Source organism: Rosenbergiella collisarenosi (genome assembly GCF_018494085.1).
GTDB lineage: Bacteria > Pseudomonadota > Gammaproteobacteria > Enterobacterales > Enterobacteriaceae > Rosenbergiella > Rosenbergiella collisarenosi.
In genome coordinates, this window is sequence record NZ_JABBFP010000005.1 from 16,695 (window position 1) to 33,449 (window position 16,755).

The following is a 16,755-nucleotide window of genomic DNA, read 5'->3' on the forward strand; positions in this document are numbered from 1 at the left end:
AGTGATTATATTGGAGTCAAAGGAAATATTATTGATAATATAGAGGGTTACCTACATTGAATAAATTAAAAGAGCGGTGGACAGAAGTGTCGAGCGATTATCCGAGTTGCAAAAGCTGTTATGCAACGTTTGCAATCTATCCTAATTTTCTTCATCCAGCCAATATTAGTGAAATGTTAGGAATTACCCCGACAAGAGAAAATATTTTTGGCGAAAAAATCACTAATAGCATGGGTAGGACCAGAGAAATAAAAAAATCAGGTTGGTTTCTTTCAACAGAAAATATCGTCATTTCCAAGGATGTACGTGAACATTTAGACTGGATTTTAGATAAAATTGAGCCGGCTTCACAGGCTATTGAAAAGCTACAGTCTAGAAAAGAAACGACTATGTCTATAAGTTGTGTATGGCATTCATTAACGGGTGATGGCGGCCCAGTTCTATGGCCAGAACAAATGATAAGAATAAGTAATCTTAACTTAGAGCTCAGTTTAGATTTTTGCTTTTTTGTTGATGAGCAGTAGTGGTGTTGAGATTCAGTTAATAAAAGTGTTATTTTCAACGCCTAGTATCGGTTGTTAATCAATTAATCGATTATCAATTTTTTATTGATAATTAATTTGAATCTAAATGTTGAGGTGGTTAAGTGGAATTGGATGATTGGGTTAAAGCGTTATTGTTATTTAAAGAAGAGAATGGCTTAACAGCAGAGATGCTCGGTTTTATACAAGATAATGCGGATTATATCGATGATAGTGGTCTTGTTATCGGCAATATCGAGGATTACATTCAATGAGCGATATAACTCACCATAGAACGCCAGTAAGTAAAGATTATAAAAGCTGTTACGAATGTTATGCAAGTATTTTAATCTATCCCGCTGCCATTCATCCAGATGAAATAACTGATTACCTAAAACAACAACCAACATTATCAGAGGTTATAGGGGAAGAGGTTACTAATAGTATATGTAGGAAAAGAAAAGTAAAGTATTCTATTTGGAAATTATGTTCCGAAGGTTTTGTAAAATCTAGAGATTTACGTGAACACATAGATTGGTTATTAGATAAAATGGTTCCGAGAAATAAAGAATTAAAAAAATTACAAGAAGTATCTGGTTTGTCAATGTATATCAATTGTGTGTGGAGAGGGAATAGGGGGTATGGGGGGCCAGTATTATGGCCTGCGCAAATGAAAAGAATTAGTTATCTAGATATAGAGTGTGCTTTTGATGTGTATTTTTTCAATGAAGATTGAAGGAGGGTACTTAACTTATTAAGTTGAGTGTTTTTTCATACTATCGGATTTATTCATATATCTTAATACGCCGATGCGGAAACCGGACTCTATTATAACGGCTTTCGCTATTACGACCCGCTGACCGGACGGTATTTACAGCCCGATCCCTTAGGGCTTAGCGGCGGATTAAATAGCTACGTCTATGCCCTAAATAACCCCTTAAGCTATATCGACCCCGAAGGGCAGTTCCCGCTAATCGCGTTAGCTAGGCCGATAATACAATTTGTCGGCAGATTGGCTACCAGTATGGCCCTGGATTACTTGATCTCTTATCTTCCTGATAACGAGTGTGATCCGTGGTTAAGCCCAAGAAATTGGGTACGGGCAATTTCTTACATCTCGAGGGGAAGTAGACCCCATACAGGGGTTAAGGTAACATCTAAAGCTAATAAAACTACTGTTCAGGTTAGGCCCTCCCTTAGAGCCGAGAGTGCAGTAAATTCTTCGAAATTGAATTCTCAATTAGTGGGGGAAGAAATAGCTGGAGGGCATGCTTTTGCGAAGCATGTTATCAAGCAAGGAGAATTTAAGGATCTAGGTATAAAAAATAAGGAGCAATTTGCTTCACATATTGAAAAATTTATTTCTAATCCAACATCGATAAAATATTTGAATAATGGGTGTATTAGATACTGGGAGCAATCCACGGGAACGATTGTCATTAGAAATCCAAAAGCAAAAGATGGCGGAACAGCATTTAGACCAAAGGATGGTCGTCAATATTTTGATGATTTAAATTAATAATGGGTTTATAAAATGAAATTAGTTAAATTTAATAATGACAAATCAATGTTTGAATTATCAAACCTTGAGGTTTATATAATTCGTTCAATAATTGGAGAGGTATATGCTGGAGTTTGTGTTGATGCGGAAGAGTTTGAAATAATTCATGCTATCGAAAAGGAAGAAGTACTAAAGTTAAAACATGATATTTATGCAATATACAAACAATTGAATATATTGGGGGATAGTTATTTAGATAACTAAAGAGGATAATACATCCAATTAGTATAAAATGTATCTCTCCTCAAAAACAGCAATAACTTTTTCATGCAATTAAATAGAGATTGAGAAGTAAATGGGGAAGTTCCCGATCATCGTATTAGTTGAGCGGATGGCTTGCTTATCTGGCGACTTGGCCACTGGCATGGTCTTGGATCATTTAATCTATTATCTTTACGATAACGAGTGCGATCCATAGTTAAGACCAAGAAACACGGAGTATCTTGTACCGTAGGATGGAGTAATACAACCTAAAAAGGGATTGTGGTAGGGTATTAAGTATTGAAAGGAATGCGATAAAAAATATTTTATCGTTGATATGAATATATAAATAAAAATATTCATGGTACCAATGATAATAAAAAATTTAATACGGAAAAGGAGAATAAAATAAGTTTAATTAACCCCAATATCAAAGTGTAAAAATTAGTAAATAATTATGAAGGCACTGGTTCGCAAGTAGGGAAAATAACGAAGGGAAATCCAGGATATAAAGAAAGGATTTACGCTAATGAGGTTATTGGAAAATACTATAATACTAAAACAGAAAAATTTAAAGAAACCACCAGTTTTTTAATTCACTACTCTAAAAATGATGTTCATATCGTACCAGCGAGGCCAAAAAAATGAATGATATTGATATGATGGTAAAAAATATATTGGAAATTCGTTCAGAAATAATGTCTTATTTGACGAGTGACCTAATAGGAATTGCAACCAGGAAGATGAGGGGGATTACCTTACACTATGACAATAAAATTTTAGATATAAGGGTTATTTTTGATGCTCCCTTAACTGATGAAGAAGAGGATGAGATGATAGAAATTGATACTAATCTTACTTCAAGTGCATACCCTTATCTTTATAATAATCGAAGTGAGGTGATTTTAAATATAGAACAATGTGGGTTTGTTTTTTTTGTTATACCTTCCGATATCGACATTTCTGATAAGGTAGGGAATTTAGGGTGGTTTTTCCTAAGAAAAGAATATTTATAATATGAAAGCATGGCTTAATGGAAACCTATCCAAAGAAAATTAGATGGTAAAAAATGAGGAGAAATCAATGTGCCATATAGATAAGGCAACACTAAATAGAATGGATTTCCATTCAATAATAACAAATAGTATCTGGGAGGATTTATTAGGGGTAGCAACAAAAAAATGAGGGGTATCACTTCAAATTATCAAGATGAATTTTTAGAAGTTATTGTTTTTTTTGAAAGTGAGTTAACTGAGGAAGAAGATTCGGGAATGATGGAGATCAAAAAAGGTGTTACTTCTAATGTTATTCCAATTGTTTATAGTAAAAAAGCTGAGCCAATTTTTACTGTGAAAGAAGTGGTACTAAAATTTATTGTTGCCCCCTCTAATATTAATATTTTTGAAAAAATGGGAAATATAGGTTGGCATTATCTTAGGAAAGAGTATTTATAATATTAAAAATTATCAATATGGTTAATAATCATTGGTTATTAATTACAGTAATATGTATTTAAGGGAGATTATATCTATTAATCAAATATTATTGATAATATAGAGGATCACCCACATTGAATAACTTAGACGGGAGGTGGGTAGAAGGCGGTTGTAAAAACACTCCCTTTTGCTAATAATATAGTCATGTGATCTTACCTTAAAAGGGTTGTAGGAGTGAACCTAACAATAGAGGATTATCTTTCTCACATTATAGCCATAAATTATAGTCGATAAACTCATCCTGTAAAACCCTCTTTCATTAGCACAAAAATATCGAAATTCTAGTTTTTATAGATACTATTTTTTTAATTATTTTCATTTTATCGTTGAATCCTGTACTACACTTTTTGAGTGTTTTAAATAATCCCTTAAATAATGAGGACTCTCAAATGGTAACTAAAGCTCAAATCTTAGATCATGCGGAAGTAGTTGATAAGAATGGCGACTTTGTGGGCGTTGTCGACCATTTTGAAAGTGAAGATCAAATAAAATTAGTGAAAAAAGCGCCGAATGCAGATGGTAGCCACCACCTCATTCCACTGGCTTGGGTCACTAACGTTGACGATAACAAGGTCATCTTGTCCAAGACGCTGCAAGAAGTCGAACAAGAGTGGAAAGCAGTATAAAGACTCTTGCTACCCGCCTTGGCGGGTAGCATCCTTATTAACAACCAGACAGCGGCTGGTTGCCCAGAGCTTGTGCCGCACAGATTAATGCTAAATGACTCAACCCCTGTGGAAGATTTCCTCGCCATTCCCCGGTACGAATATCAAACATTTCATTGAAGGTCTCGACATTCCCCCTGTCACATAGGGTTTCAAGGATCGTTTCCATATTTTGCTCAGCCAACGCATTTTCATCTAAAGCGGCCAATGCTTCGACCATCCAAAACGAGCAGGCAACGAAAGTACTCTCTTCTTTCTCTACGTGGCTGTAACGATAAAGATGCGGGCCACCGTGACCAAGCTCTTCGATCATGGCATGGTAGGTTGAGAGCATGCGTGACTTATTGATACGCGCACCATAGCGATACACCAAGGTTAGCGCTGCATCCAACTCGTCATTATCGTCAGCATAAAATCGGTAAGCTTGACGGGTGTCGGACCAGCAATGCCGTTCTACCCATTGTGCAATAAGGTCACGTTCAGCCGCCCAACGGTCGCGCCAGGTCGCTTCTAAATGTCCAGCATCGGCTAATTCAACTGCAGCATCCAGGGCTAGCCAGCACGCCATCTTAGAGTGGGTATAGTGCTGTAGAGCCGGTAATTCCCACATACCCGAATCTTTTAATCGCCAACGATCAGCACATTGGTTGGCTAAACGACTTAAGAGTCGTGAAGTCTCCAAATCAAGAATATGGCCCGATTGGACGAAGAGTTGCCCAACAGCAAGCATATCGCCGTACATACTCAATTGGCGCTGGTCGCGAGCATTATTACCTTTACGTACAGGTTGTGAATTTTTATAGCCTTGTAAATCCAAGTAGGTCTCGGCGGGGACTTCTCCGCCCTCTAACGTATAGCAGGTAAGCAGTTCTTCACCGTGGCGCATTATGGTTTTTGACAGCCAAGAGTAAGCGGCCTGGCAATCTTCGAGCGCCCCTAAATAGACGAAAGATTTGATGATTAGGCAGGCATCGCGGATCCAGGCATAGCGATAATCATAGTTTTTCTCTCCGCCTATTCCTTCGGGCAGCGAGGTCGTGGCCGCCGCCGCGAGCGCACCCGTCGGAGAAAACCAGAGAAATTTCAAAGCGAGGGCTGAACGGGTAACATGTTGTGGATAGCTTCCCTGATAACTTAAGTTTTCAACCCAATTTTGCCAAGCAAGGTGGCTGGTCTCGATACGTTTATTAATCGCGTCTACCGTCGGGATGGCTAAAGGTTCTGCTTGGGAAACTAGCAGGGCACAGAGTGATGAGGATGAAGGTTTTGTAGTCAACTGCGCGATAATGTTATTACTTTCACAAGTCTTAATCTTAACATCGTCGCTGCAGCGCAGCATTACCATCAAGTCACCAATATGGAAAACATTGCCTTGCGCGGTGGTGTCGAGCCAGGGCGAGCGAGTCTCTACCTGGGTTCCAAACCGAATAGTAAGTTGGAAGTTGACACTTCCCTCTTTCCCTTCGATTCTTCTGGCTAATTCATTCCAAGGCAGGGGGCCGGCAAGATTACTATTAATAGATTCGGTGAGTAACGCCCTGCCCGAGGCGGTGATAAACTCAGTTTCAAGAATATTACTGTCTTCGCGATAACGTCGCTTAACGCTATATTCCTCAGTCGGTGTCAAACTGAAGTGACCACCAATCTCAGTATCCAGTAATCGGTCGAATAAAGCAGGCGAGTCCATATGGGGTACGCACCACCAGTCGATGCCTCCATCAGGCGCGATCAGTGCAACGGAACGCCCTTCGCCAATGGCGGCATAGTCGCCAAGACCGACAGCCCCTTGCTGGCGAACAGGTGAATGATATTGACTATTCTTCAAGAGGTTCTCCTTGTGACGCACGAACGAGCTAAGTGAAATCTGATTTTTAATAAGTCACTTAAGCATGGCACAGAAAGTGATTTTGTCTTGAAAACAGGCAGATATTGCGGGATAAATAAAAAAATGCGACCTGAGAGGTCGCGTTTAAGAAGCTGGCATTAACGGGGATTTAGGGGAATGTCGATCAATCGTTTCAACCTGCATGACAGGTTAACGGCGATAAGAATGAACCATCGATCACGCACTCGGCCGTGTGGCATTCGGGATTACAGGACCTTACTCTTAACGTTAGCCAGCACCGGTTTGAAAAGAAAATTTAGTTTCTATTCATTAGCAAACAGGTTATTCCCATTAGTGTTTACCACCTGTTGGAACCATGAAAAACTCTTTTTAGGAATACGCGTGCCATCGCCTACGCCGTGATCATCATAGTTGACATACACCAGACCGTAGCGTTTTGTCATCTGACTTGAAGAGCAACTGACGATATCGATGGGAGACCACATATAATAGCCTTTCACCTCTACGCCATCAGCAATAGCCTGGCCTATTGCCTTGATGTGACTTGCTAAATAATCGATCCGGTAGTCGTCATTGATCTGACCATCGATAACCTCATCAAAGTGCCCGAGACCATTTTCAGTAATATAAAGTGGTTTCTGCCAGCGATCCCAATAGAAGTTAAGAACATAACGTAATCCGCAAGGGTCTATCGACCAACCCCATAGGCTTGCCGGTAGGGAAGGGTTTCTCATGCTATTCTTATTGACGTCGTGGGCAATGCTTGCATTGCTTAGATGAGTATTATAATAAGAGAAACTCATGAAATCGGCAGTATTTTTTAATATTTCATTATCCTCTACCTCGGTAATAAGAGTTATATTATTTTCTTCAAAAAAACGTTTAATATATCCTGGGTATTTACCCCGCAGCAGAACGTCTGCGTAATAGATTTCATATTGGTTACGTTGGTAAGTGGCGATGTTATCTTCAGGCGTCCTGCTTTCAGGGTAGGCGAAATCACTATATAGCATAACGCCAATTTTTATATCACTGTTAAGATGTTGCGCGTAACGTTTAATTTTCGCCGAAGCGATTAGCTCATGATGGATACCTTGGAACTTATCCTGAACAAGGTTAGTTTCACTATCTTGAAAAATACCTAGATGATTGAAGGACTCATGCCTGATTAGATTAATCTGATTGAAGGGAATCCATAATTTCACTCTGTCGTGATAGCGGTTAAGACAAGTTTTAGCAAAATTAAAAAAGAAATCGATTAGCTTTCTATTTTTCCAGCCATTATAGGAAAATGCCAGATTTAAGGGCATTTCATAATGCGATAACGTTATCAAGGGCACCATATCGTTACGGATTATTTCATCAATTAGATTATCATAAAAGAGTAGGCCTTCTGCGCAAGCTTCACTCTCATCGCCGTTAGGAAACAGACGAGCCCAACTTATTGACGTTCTAAACGTCTTAATTCCTGCCTCTCTCAGGAGTGCTAGATCTTGCTTAAAGCTATGATAAAAATCGATACCGTTACGTTTAGGATAAAATCCTATGGGATCCTGTAGCGCGAACAGGGCTTTCTCACGGGTCATTTCCTTATTCGACATGGAGGAAAGATCCTTGTGCGGCACGAATTCATTAATATCAGCCACACTCGCCCCTTTTCCACCTTCTTTCCACGCTCCTTCCGCTTGATTTGCGGCAATAGCGCCCCCCCAAAGAAAGTCTTTTGGAAAACCTATTTTATTGCTACTCATTTTTTGTCTCCTGAAACGTCAGCTTTAGATTCATAACCAAAAATTATCACCAGTAATGCACCGGTTAATAAGGTGGCAAAAAGGGCAACGGTATAAACTAGGATGTTCTGGGCAGTGGGAATTGACAGAAGACTTGCAAAAACCATTTCATTAAGCTTAACGCCATAAAACCCAATAATTCCGCCCCCTACCGCACCCGATATAAACATAAAAGGTATGGTCTGCTTATGGGGAATAATAAGTCCGTATAAGATGGGTTCGGTAACCCCGCTAATCAGCGAAGGGAAGAAAGCACCGCCTGCCAGTTGACGTGTTTTACTATCTTTTGATTTAATAAGAATACCCAAAGCAATACCCATTTGTGCAATCGCTGACATTCCACCTATTGCATAGATTGGGTCGCCGCCATGAACGAGGTTGGTATACATTATAGGTGTTAATGTCCAATGTAGACCGAACATCACAATAATCGAATAAAAAGCACCGATGAATATCCCCGATAAAAGCCCACTTAGATTAATGACATAAAGAATTCCTTTTGCCATATAGTCACCAAGAATCGCACCAAAAGGACCGAGTAAAATAAGGGTGAGAGGGACGACTATAAGGAAAGTGATTAATGGGACGAACATAAGCTGTAAAGAATTAGGGATTATCCTTTTTAGCGATCTTTCGATAAATGCTGCCGTAACGATGGCAAAAAATATTGGAAATACGGTACCGGAATAATCTGCCACAATAATGGGAACGCCTACGAAGTGTAACGTTTGACCGGCTAGTTTGGTGAGCTCTGGATAGAGTAATGCAGCACCGATTGCGGCGCCAACCAATTCATTTGACTTCAATTTTCTTGCGATACTAAACCCCAGAATTACTGGCAGATAATGAAAGGGGACATTAGCAATTAAATTAATGACCTTCAGGGTCTCACTTCCATGAAAATAGGAAAACTCGGCCAAGACTGTGGTCATTGCACGCAGTAATCCCGCCGCAGCGATAACCCCGATAATCGGTAGGAAACTCCCTGATATAAAACCAAGGATCAAATTTATCTTACTTTCTTTACGAGTCGTCGTATTTTCACTCTTACCTTCATTTGAACACTCATTGGTATTGCTCATCTCCTGATTGTTGATTACTGTCTTTATTGTCTGGTAGACGGATTCCACTTCAGTTCCAATAATAAGTTGGCATTGACCGCTTGCAATGACGACAGACAGTATTGAGGGTTGAGATTTGAGTTTTTCTTGATCAAGCAACGAATAATCATAAAGATTAAAGCGAAGGCGGGTGGCACAATGGAAATAATCTTTAATATTCCCTCTTCCACCTAACCCGTCAAGAATGGAATCTATTTCGGATCTGCTGGACATGTTAAATCCCCGAACGATAATGTTGGTGTCATAAAATCTAAGGTAGAGGGATCAACTAAGCAAATATTTTCGTTTTCCAAATTTAGAAAATTATTATGCGATTTCAATTATTTTTTTGACAATGATATAAATAACACTTTCCATGAATTTATGAGAGTGGTAATTAGATGCCATCAAATCCGGATAGCCATTAATAGGCACCCATACCTCTGGTCGACCAGATAGAATAGTCGGTATTTTCGTCGAGATAAGGAAAAAAGAAAGGTTATCAGGGATCACTGAGCACCATTGCTCCTTCTCCATCCAATCTCCGGTAAAGGTCAGTACGACCACACTGTCGACGGCACCGAACAAGTAATGTATTAGCTCATTATTCTGTCGATTCGCGAGATAGACTGTTCGGGTAAAGCTACTCAACACCTCTCTAAAAATATTAGAAATATTAAACGTAAAGTCATTGGTGATGATAAGGATCTTATTTTTATTCGCCATTGATCTAGCCATATCTTCACATTTTTCTAAGGGAAGGTATTTATAAATATTATTAATTATTTCCCTCTCATCGCTCATGGTTAAATAGTGTTTAGCATTATTATTGTATGTTATGTTATTACGTAATTCAGCGAAGCTGTCGTAGCCAATTATTCTACAGAATTTTGTGACACTTGAGGGGGTAGTAACGCAATATAACGCTAAGGCTTCAATGTTAACATGAGGGAATTCCTCAATCTTTTCAATAATCCCTGTCGCAATACGTGTAAAAACGGTTGCTTTACTTGAGTGAAATAAATATTCTGAAGCTCTAACATATAATGGACTATGAAAAATTGGATTTATAATTTTTTTCACCTAATGAATCCCTGCTTGTTATTATTCATTATAATTATTTGTTGTTTTATCCGAATAACTTTTTAAGTTCGCTATTTTTAAGAATAGGGGAGTGTTGCTTACGTTATACCCTTACTATTTTAAGTCTGGTGGTTGGTTATCTGCATCAACATTCCTTATCGGTAAATCCCTTAGCCGATTCCTTTAATTATCGTGACCCGTAATGTCCTGCTCCTACGATGAGACTTTGCAGTGGCTCAATATTAAGGGAAGAGAATTCATTACTCTTTGCCACCCATCGAAACGTTAAGCGCAAATACAGCGAGGGAATAGTGAACACAGGGTATACAATCGAGGGAAAATTGGGTGTGAACCAGGTAACAGTGTATGGGCTAAGTTTTTATTTAGCACCGACTATTCCTCAGATACTTGAACCAGTTCTCATTTAGAACACTCTTGGCGCGCTGCAGCCCAGAAGGTTGCGTAGGGAGGATGCTGATCGATATTCCCGTTTGACTGAAGTCAATCCTAACAATGCCGTTGGTGGGGCTAGTTACTGCCCTACAGTAACCGAGCGGGTAAAACGCCGTAGCTAAATAATAGCGACAAATAGTCACAGAGAAGCACGGTTATTCTAGAAATAACGGTAAGGCCGAAGAGGGTAAACGCGACCAAAAAGTCGCGATTAATAAGAAGGGGTTAACTCAGTTTGAGTGCCTTATTGGGCACGACTCGTACCTGCTTGACCATATTATCTTGCACATCGAGAATATCGATAGCGAAGTCGCCCAGTTTTACTTTAGTGTTGGTTTCTGGGATCTCTTCGAGAAACTCAAGCAACATTCCATTAATCGTGCGCGCGCCGTCTTCGGGAAGCTCCCAACTAAAGGCTTTGTTGATCTCACGGACATTTGCACTGCCATCGATCAGGACTGAACCATCGTTTTGTGGCATGACCTCTTCGGCTAGGGAAGGGGACATAGACGTCGTAAAGTCACCGACAATCTCTTCTAGAATATCTTCGATGGTGACCAGCCCTTTGATATCGCCGTATTCGTCGATGACTAATCCGGTCTTTTTCTTATTACGTTGGAACTTGACTAGCTGCTGGTTCAGCGCTGTCCCTTCGGGAATAAAGTAGATTTCATCCGCGGCACGTAGCAGGTTCTCTTTGGTAAACTCACGCTTATCGTTCATTGTCCGCCAGGCTTCACGGACCCGTAGCATCCCTACGCAATCCTCTAATGTATCCCGATAGAGGACAAGGCGGCCATGGGGCGAGTGAGTGAGCTGACGGCTAAGGGTCTTCCAATCATCGTTAACGTTAATCCCCACGATTTCATTACGCGGGATCATAATGTCGTCGACGGTCACTTTCTCTAGGTCGAGTACCGACAACAGCATATCTTGATTGCGGCGCGACATCAGGTTACGCGACTCGTAGACGATGGTGCGTAGTTCTTCTTTGCTCAAGGCTGAGCTCATCGAGGTCTCGGTCTTGATACCGACTAAACGCATCAGAAAGCGAGTAATGGTATTGAGTAGCCAGACGATGGGTAACATGACTGTCTGGATCGGGCCGAGCAGTAAGCTACTCGGGTAAGCGACTTTCTCTGGGTAGAGCGCGGCAATTGTCTTAGGAAGAACCTCTGCGAAAATCAATACGACGAAGGTCAGTACTCCAGTCGCGATGGCGACACCGGCATTACCGTAAAGACGCATCCCTACGATGGTCGCTAACGATGAGGCGAGTATGTTGACTAAGTTGTTGCCGATAAGCACTAGGCTTATCAATAAATCAGGGCGCTTTAAGAGCTTCTCCACGCGTTTAGCCGCTCGGTTTCCCTGCTTAGCATGATGCCGTAATTTATAACGGTTAAGGGTCATCATGCCGGTTTCAGAACCGGCGAACCAAGCAGAAACTAAAACCATAACGACTAAAATAATAATCAACGACGTGGTCGAGACAGAGTCCACTGAAAAAATCCTTAATGAGTGAGTAGTTGCTGGAGTACGCGACTACCGAAGTAGCCCATAGTGAGCAGAAGGGCGCCACTGCAGTTGAACCAGACGACACGACGTCCGCGCCAACCCTTTTGATAGTGGCCCCAGAGTAGAACGAGATAGACAAACCAGGCTAGGAAAGAAAGGATAGCCTTATCCATATTCTCGGTGCTAAAGAAATTCTGTAAGTAAAAAATACCACTGGCGAGCACGAGGGTCAGTAAGACAAAACCGACTTGAGTGATATGGAACATCTTACGTTCTAACACCATCAGTGGCGGCATTTCACGGTTAAAGGCCAGCTTCTTGTTTTTCAGCTGATAGTCTATCCAGACCAGTTGCAGCGCATACAACGCGGCGATAATAAGCGTGGCATAGGCAAACAGCGCTAAACCGATATGGATCAAAATCCCGGGTGTGGCCTCAAGGTGCGTCAGAAAAGCGTTAGGCACGAAGGTCGCAAACGCTAGGTTGATCAGCGCAAAGGTGTACACAAAGGGGAGCAGAAGCCAGCCGCGGTTACGCGACGCCACGATCGTCATCACCGCGCAGATAATCAGACTAATCAGAGAACCAATATTGAGCAGGCTAAAATTCTGGGCGCTATCTAGCGTAAAAATACGTTGTTCGATGGCTACGCCATGACAGACGAGTGCCACGATCGCCGAGAGCATGGCCATCATCCGCCAGCCGTTACTCCGCGTCAGCAGGCTCGGTATGATTAGCGTAAGACTTAGGGAGTAGGCGAGTAACGCCGCTATCGCAAACAAAGACATAGATGATGGATTCGTTTAAATATTGCCAGTAAACATGCAGTATAACGTTCCCTGCTGCCTGCGCCAAACGATCTCAGTACAATTGCAGAGATCTCTGTGACTTCATGCTATGATACGCACAATATGTCTCACAGGCGGTTTCGCCAACCTACATCTGAGTCGTGAATAATGTTTGATAACCTAACAGATAGATTGTCGCAATCACTGCGCAATATCAGCGGTCGCGGCAGGCTGACCGAAGAAAATATTAAAGAGACGCTGCGTGAAGTCCGCATGGCGTTACTTGAGGCCGATGTGGCGCTCCCCGTCGTTCGTGACTTTATCGCTCGGGTGAAAGAGAGTGCCGTCGGACATGACGTCAATAAAAGCCTCACACCTGGCCAAGAGTTCATTAAAATTGTCCGCGACGAACTAGTCGCGGCGATGGGCGCTGAAAATAACGCACTGAATCTTGCGGCACAGCCGCCAGCCGTTATTTTGATGGCGGGTCTACAAGGTGCCGGTAAAACAACCAGCGTCGGTAAGCTCGGTAAATTTCTGCGCGAAAAGCAGAAGAAAAAAGTATTAGTCGTTTCGGCTGACGTCTATCGCCCTGCGGCGATTCGTCAGCTCGAAACCTTAGCAGAGCAAGTGAACATCGACTTCTTCCCTTCCGACGTTAGTCAGAAGCCGGTAGATATCGTCAACCACGCCTTAAAAGAAGCTAAGTTAAAATTCTATGATGTCTTAATCGTCGATACCGCCGGTCGTTTACACGTCGACGAAGCGATGATGGATGAGATCAAAGACGTCCATGCCGCACTTAACCCGGTTGAAACCCTGTTTGTCGTCGATGCGATGACCGGACAGGACGCCGCGAATACGGCGAAGGCGTTCAATGAAGCGCTACCACTTACCGGTGTCGTCTTAACGAAAGTAGACGGCGATGCGCGCGGTGGTGCAGCACTCTCCATCCGTCATATCACGGGCAAACCTATTAAGTTTATGGGTGTCGGTGAGAAAACGGAGGCACTCGACCCGTTCTATCCGGATCGTATCGCGTCCCGTATCTTGGGCATGGGCGACATGCTCTCTCTGATCGAAGATATCGAGAGTAAAGTCGACCATAAAGAAGCGGAGAAACTCGCTAAGAAGCTGAAAAGTGGCGATGGCTTCGATCTCGATGATTTCCTGCAGCAATTAAAACAGATGCGTAACATGGGCGGTTTGACTAGCCTGATGGGCAAGTTGCCGGGAATGGGGCAGCTTCCGGACAATATGAAATCGCAAATGGACGATAAGGTGCTCGTGCGCATGGAGGCGATTATCAATTCGATGACTCGCCAAGAGCGTTCGAAGCCTGAAATCATCAAAGGCTCGCGTAAGCGTCGTATCGCCAGCGGATGTGGTTTACAAGTTCAAGACGTTAACCGCCTGCTTAAACAGTTTGATGATATGCAGCGGATGATGAAGAAAATGAAGAAGGGCGGCATGGCCAAGATGATGCGTGGTATGAAAGGCATGATGCCTCCTGGATTCCCTGGGCGTTAAGCCCAAAACGAAAAGACCCGGGCTTTTTACATTAGCGGTTGCTTTTTGCGCCAAAATCAGTAAAATTTTCGGGCTTTTATATTGCACCTGGGCCCCGTTCCTCGATGGGGCCCAGTTGTTTTATTAACTTAAGAGGATGTTATGGTAACAATTCGTTTAGCACGTCACGGCGCAAAAAAGCGTCCGTTCTACCAAGTGGTTGTCACTGATAGCCGCAATGCACGTAACGGTCGTTTCATCGAGCGTGTTGGTTTCTTCAACCCGGTTGCATCTGGCCTGGCTGAAGGTCTGCGTCTTGATTTAGATCGCATTGAACACTGGGTTGGTCAGGGTGCAACTCTGTCTGATCGTGTAAATGCACTGATCAAAGAAGCAAAAAAAGCAGCTTAATCTGTCACGGTGGTGAGCATGACCAAATTTAACTCCGCACAGCCTCCTGCTAACCCACTTGTATTGGGGAAGTTGGGTGCGCCCTACGGGATTCGCGGTTGGCTCAAAGTGTTTTCCTCCACCGAAAATTCTGAAAGCATTTTTGACTATCAACCTTGGTTAATTCACCATGCCGGTAAATGGCAGTTGATTGAACTAGAGAGTTGGCGTCATCACAATCAGGATCTGATCATCAAGGTCAAAGGTATTGATGATCGTGATGCAGCAGCCCAATTGACGAATGCCGAGATATCGGTTAACGCTGCTGACTTGCCTGCGTTGGATAATGGTGATTACTACTGGAAAGACCTAATGGGTTGCAAGGTGGTTAACCTCCAAGGCTATGAGATGGGGAAAGTCATTGATTTGATGGAAACCGGATCGAACGACGTATTAGTCGTTAAGGCAAACCTGAAAGATGCTTTTGGTGCGAAGGAACGGTTAATCCCGTTTCTTGATGAACAGGTTATCAGAAAAGTCGATCTCGACACTTCGACGATTGAAGTGGATTGGGATCCTGGTTTTTGATCTCCGGATATCACGGTAACTGAGCGACGAAATATGTGGATTGGTGTTATCACCCTGTTTCCTGAAATGTTTCGAGCAATTACCGAGTACGGGGTAACTGGCCGAGCGGTCAAAAACGGCCTGCTAGACATTCAATGCTGGAGTCCTCGCGATTTCACGCATGACAAGCACCGCACCGTGGACGATCGTCCTTATGGTGGGGGGCCTGGAATGTTAATGATGGTGCAGCCTTTACGGGATGCTATTCATGCAGCAAGAGCCGCAGCGGGTGAGAATGCGAAAGTAATTTATCTCTCGCCTCAAGGTCGCAAACTCGATCAACATGGGGTTTGTGAATTAGCGACGCAGCATAAATTAATTTTTGTCTGTGGGCGTTATGAAGGGGTTGATGAACGTGTGATCAATGCCGAAGTTGATGAAGAATGGTCAATTGGCGATTACGTGTTGAGTGGTGGAGAGTTACCGGCCATGACGATGATTGACTCAGTCTCTAGGTTTATTCCTGGAGTATTGGGAAAACAAGCGTCGGCAGATGAGGATTCGTTCTCTGAAGGTTTACTCGATTGCCCACATTATACCCGCCCTGAGGTGTTAGAAGGTGAAGAGGTCCCAGCAGTACTGCTGTCGGGAAATCACGCCGAGATAAAACGCTGGCGTATGAAACAGTCGCTAGGACGTACTTGGTTAAGAAGACCTGAACTTCTGGAAAACCTGGCTCTGACTGAAGAGCAAGTAAAATTGTTGAATGCGTTCCGTAAGGAACATCAACAACAACATGATGATGAGGAAGTCTGACTTCCCTTAATATCAGTTTACCCAGGATAAGAGATACAATTATGAGCAACATTATTAAACAAATTGAACAAGAGCAGATGAAACAGGACGTACCTTCCTTCCGTCCAGGTGACAACGTGGAAGTGAAAGTATGGGTCGTTGAAGGTTCTAAAAAACGTCTGCAGGCATTCGAGGGCGTGGTTATCGCTATCCGTAACCGCGGTCTGCACTCTGCATTCACTGTTCGTAAGATTTCAAACGGCGAAGGTGTTGAGCGTGTTTTCCAAACTCACTCACCTGTAATTGACAGCATCACTGTCAAACGTCGTGGTGCTGTACGTCAAGCTAAACTGTACTACCTGCGTGAGCGTACTGGTAAGTCAGCTCGTATCAAAGAGCGTCTTAGCTAAGGTCTCGCTAACGCGACATCGACAAGTTAATAATGAACAAGGGGTTGGCCAGTGGCCAGCCC

General features: G+C 42.5%; 19 protein-coding genes and 2 pseudogenes. 15 read left to right on the forward strand and 6 right to left on the reverse strand.

From position 1 onward, the window contains the following. Positions 1–56: 56 nt before the first annotated feature. The 10 genes and pseudogenes from HGT70_RS09445 (at position 57) to HGT70_RS09485 (ending at position 4,405) form a co-directional block, all read left to right on the forward strand. Positions 57–524 (forward strand): DUF4279 domain-containing protein, encoded by a 468-nt coding sequence (locus HGT70_RS09445; protein WP_241576500.1) that lies wholly within the window; start codon positions 57–59, stop codon positions 522–524. Between the two features lie 122 nt (positions 525–646). After that, a complete protein-coding gene (locus HGT70_RS09450) occupies positions 647–796 on the forward strand; it encodes a hypothetical protein (protein WP_214195702.1) in 150 nt (49 codons plus the stop codon). Continuing rightward, a complete protein-coding gene (locus HGT70_RS09455; RefSeq protein WP_214195703.1) occupies positions 793–1,257 on the forward strand; it encodes a DUF4279 domain-containing protein in 465 nt (154 codons plus the stop codon). The genes HGT70_RS09450 and HGT70_RS09455 overlap by 4 nt, the downstream gene beginning before the upstream one ends. 78 nt (positions 1,258–1,335) lie before the next feature. After that, a pseudogene (locus tag HGT70_RS16720) lies at positions 1,336–1,473 on the forward strand (RHS repeat-associated core domain-containing protein); the annotation flags it as partial. Between the two features lie 72 nt (positions 1,474–1,545). After that, a complete protein-coding gene (locus HGT70_RS09460; RefSeq protein ID WP_241576501.1) occupies positions 1,546–2,040 on the forward strand; it encodes a hypothetical protein in 495 nt (164 codons plus the stop codon). 15 nt (positions 2,041–2,055) lie between these two features. Beyond that, the gene (locus HGT70_RS09465; protein ID WP_214195704.1) at positions 2,056–2,286 is read left to right on the forward strand and encodes a hypothetical protein; all 231 of its coding nucleotides are present in this window, start codon (positions 2,056–2,058) and stop codon (positions 2,284–2,286) included. Between the two features lie 450 nt (positions 2,287–2,736). Further along, positions 2,737–2,931: pseudogene (locus tag HGT70_RS16865) on the forward strand (polymorphic toxin type 50 domain-containing protein); the annotation flags it as partial. Beyond that, positions 2,928–3,299 carry a MafI2 family immunity protein gene (locus tag HGT70_RS09475; protein WP_214195705.1) on the forward strand — a complete coding sequence of 124 codons (372 nt, stop codon included), beginning with the start codon at positions 2,928–2,930 and terminating at the stop codon, positions 3,297–3,299. The pseudogene HGT70_RS16865 and the gene HGT70_RS09475, both read left to right, overlap by 4 nt. Before the next feature lie 165 nt (positions 3,300–3,464). Further along, positions 3,465–3,737: a hypothetical protein gene (locus HGT70_RS09480; protein WP_214195706.1), complete on the forward strand. Its 273-nt coding sequence runs from the start codon at positions 3,465–3,467 to the stop codon at positions 3,735–3,737. A gap of 431 nt (positions 3,738–4,168) precedes the next feature. After that, positions 4,169–4,405: a DUF2171 domain-containing protein gene (locus HGT70_RS09485; protein WP_214195707.1), complete on the forward strand. Its 237-nt coding sequence runs from the start codon at positions 4,169–4,171 to the stop codon at positions 4,403–4,405. Between the two features lie 37 nt (positions 4,406–4,442). Here HGT70_RS09485 and HGT70_RS09490 read toward each other — a convergent pair whose 3' ends face one another. The 6 genes from HGT70_RS09490 to HGT70_RS09515 form a co-directional block, all read right to left on the reverse strand. After that, positions 4,443–6,269, reverse strand: a complete 1,827-nt coding sequence (locus HGT70_RS09490; RefSeq protein WP_214195708.1) for a glycoside hydrolase family 15 protein — start codon at positions 6,267–6,269, stop codon at positions 4,443–4,445. 323 nt (positions 6,270–6,592) lie between these two features. Then, positions 6,593–8,041: a glycoside hydrolase family 1 protein gene (locus HGT70_RS09495; RefSeq protein WP_214195709.1), complete on the reverse strand. Its 1,449-nt coding sequence runs from the start codon at positions 8,039–8,041 to the stop codon at positions 6,593–6,595. Beyond that, the gene (locus HGT70_RS09500) at positions 8,038–9,414 is read right to left on the reverse strand and encodes a PTS transporter subunit EIIC (protein WP_214195710.1); all 1,377 of its coding nucleotides are present in this window, start codon (positions 9,412–9,414) and stop codon (positions 8,038–8,040) included. Before HGT70_RS09500 ends, HGT70_RS09495 begins: the two co-directional genes overlap by 4 nt. Positions 9,415–9,507: 93 nt before the next feature. Then, complete coding sequence (locus tag HGT70_RS09505) at positions 9,508–10,263, reverse strand: MurR/RpiR family transcriptional regulator (protein ID WP_214195711.1); 756 nt, start codon at positions 10,261–10,263, stop codon at positions 9,508–9,510. A 678-nt stretch (positions 10,264–10,941) separates the two neighbouring features. Next, positions 10,942–12,219, reverse strand: coding sequence for a CNNM domain-containing protein (locus HGT70_RS09510; protein WP_071434359.1), 1,278 nt, complete (start codon positions 12,217–12,219; stop codon positions 10,942–10,944). Positions 12,220–12,230: 11 nt separating this feature from the next. After that, a complete protein-coding gene (locus tag HGT70_RS09515; protein ID WP_071434360.1) occupies positions 12,231–13,022 on the reverse strand; it encodes a cytochrome C assembly family protein in 792 nt (263 codons plus the stop codon). A 168-nt stretch (positions 13,023–13,190) separates the two neighbouring features. Between HGT70_RS09515 and ffh the strand changes: the two genes are divergently transcribed. The 5 genes from ffh to rplS all read left to right on the forward strand — a co-directional run bounded on the left by ffh (position 13,191) and on the right by rplS (position 16,693). Next, positions 13,191–14,552 carry a signal recognition particle protein gene (gene ffh, locus HGT70_RS09520; protein WP_071434361.1) on the forward strand — a complete coding sequence of 454 codons (1,362 nt, stop codon included), beginning with the start codon at positions 13,191–13,193 and terminating at the stop codon, positions 14,550–14,552. Between the two features lie 141 nt (positions 14,553–14,693). After that, complete coding sequence (rpsP, locus tag HGT70_RS09525; protein WP_071434362.1) at positions 14,694–14,942, forward strand: 30S ribosomal protein S16; 249 nt, start codon at positions 14,694–14,696, stop codon at positions 14,940–14,942. A gap of 18 nt (positions 14,943–14,960) precedes the next feature. Beyond that, entirely contained in the window at positions 14,961–15,509 is a 549-nt protein-coding gene (gene rimM, locus HGT70_RS09530; RefSeq protein WP_071434363.1) for a ribosome maturation factor RimM, read from the forward strand. 33 nt (positions 15,510–15,542) lie between these two features. Then, positions 15,543–16,304 carry a tRNA (guanosine(37)-N1)-methyltransferase TrmD gene (gene trmD, locus HGT70_RS09535; RefSeq protein ID WP_071434364.1) on the forward strand — a complete coding sequence of 254 codons (762 nt, stop codon included), beginning with the start codon at positions 15,543–15,545 and terminating at the stop codon, positions 16,302–16,304. Positions 16,305–16,345: 41 nt separating this feature from the next. Next, a complete protein-coding gene (gene rplS, locus HGT70_RS09540; protein WP_071434367.1) occupies positions 16,346–16,693 on the forward strand; it encodes a 50S ribosomal protein L19 in 348 nt (115 codons plus the stop codon). Positions 16,694–16,755: the final 62 nt, after the last annotated feature.

Bases quoted from the DNA above. Each gene is read 5' to 3' on its own strand.
- HGT70_RS09480 (WP_214195706.1), top strand. From the start codon at position 3,465: ATGAGGGGTATCACTTCAAATTATCAAGATGAATTTTTAGAAGTTATT.
- rplS (WP_071434367.1), top strand. From the start codon at position 16,346: ATGAGCAACATTATTAAACAAATTGAACAAGAGCAGATGAAACAGGAC.
- HGT70_RS09515 (WP_071434360.1), bottom strand. From the start codon at position 13,022: ATGTCTTTGTTTGCGATAGCGGCGTTACTCGCCTACTCCCTAAGTCTT.
- HGT70_RS09485 (WP_214195707.1), top strand. From the start codon at position 4,169: ATGGTAACTAAAGCTCAAATCTTAGATCATGCGGAAGTAGTTGATAAG.
- ffh (WP_071434361.1), top strand. From the start codon at position 13,191: ATGTTTGATAACCTAACAGATAGATTGTCGCAATCACTGCGCAATATC.
- HGT70_RS09495 (WP_214195709.1), bottom strand. From the start codon at position 8,041: ATGAGTAGCAATAAAATAGGTTTTCCAAAAGACTTTCTTTGGGGGGGC.
- HGT70_RS09455 (WP_214195703.1), top strand. From the start codon at position 793: ATGAGCGATATAACTCACCATAGAACGCCAGTAAGTAAAGATTATAAA.
- HGT70_RS09475 (WP_214195705.1), top strand. From the start codon at position 2,928: ATGAATGATATTGATATGATGGTAAAAAATATATTGGAAATTCGTTCA.
- rimM (WP_071434363.1), top strand. From the start codon at position 14,961: ATGACCAAATTTAACTCCGCACAGCCTCCTGCTAACCCACTTGTATTG.
- HGT70_RS09460 (WP_241576501.1), top strand. From the start codon at position 1,546: ATGGCCCTGGATTACTTGATCTCTTATCTTCCTGATAACGAGTGTGAT.
- trmD (WP_071434364.1), top strand. From the start codon at position 15,543: ATGTGGATTGGTGTTATCACCCTGTTTCCTGAAATGTTTCGAGCAATT.
- rpsP (WP_071434362.1), top strand. From the start codon at position 14,694: ATGGTAACAATTCGTTTAGCACGTCACGGCGCAAAAAAGCGTCCGTTC.
- HGT70_RS09465 (WP_214195704.1), top strand. From the start codon at position 2,056: ATGAAATTAGTTAAATTTAATAATGACAAATCAATGTTTGAATTATCA.
- HGT70_RS09500 (WP_214195710.1), bottom strand. From the start codon at position 9,414: ATGTCCAGCAGATCCGAAATAGATTCCATTCTTGACGGGTTAGGTGGA.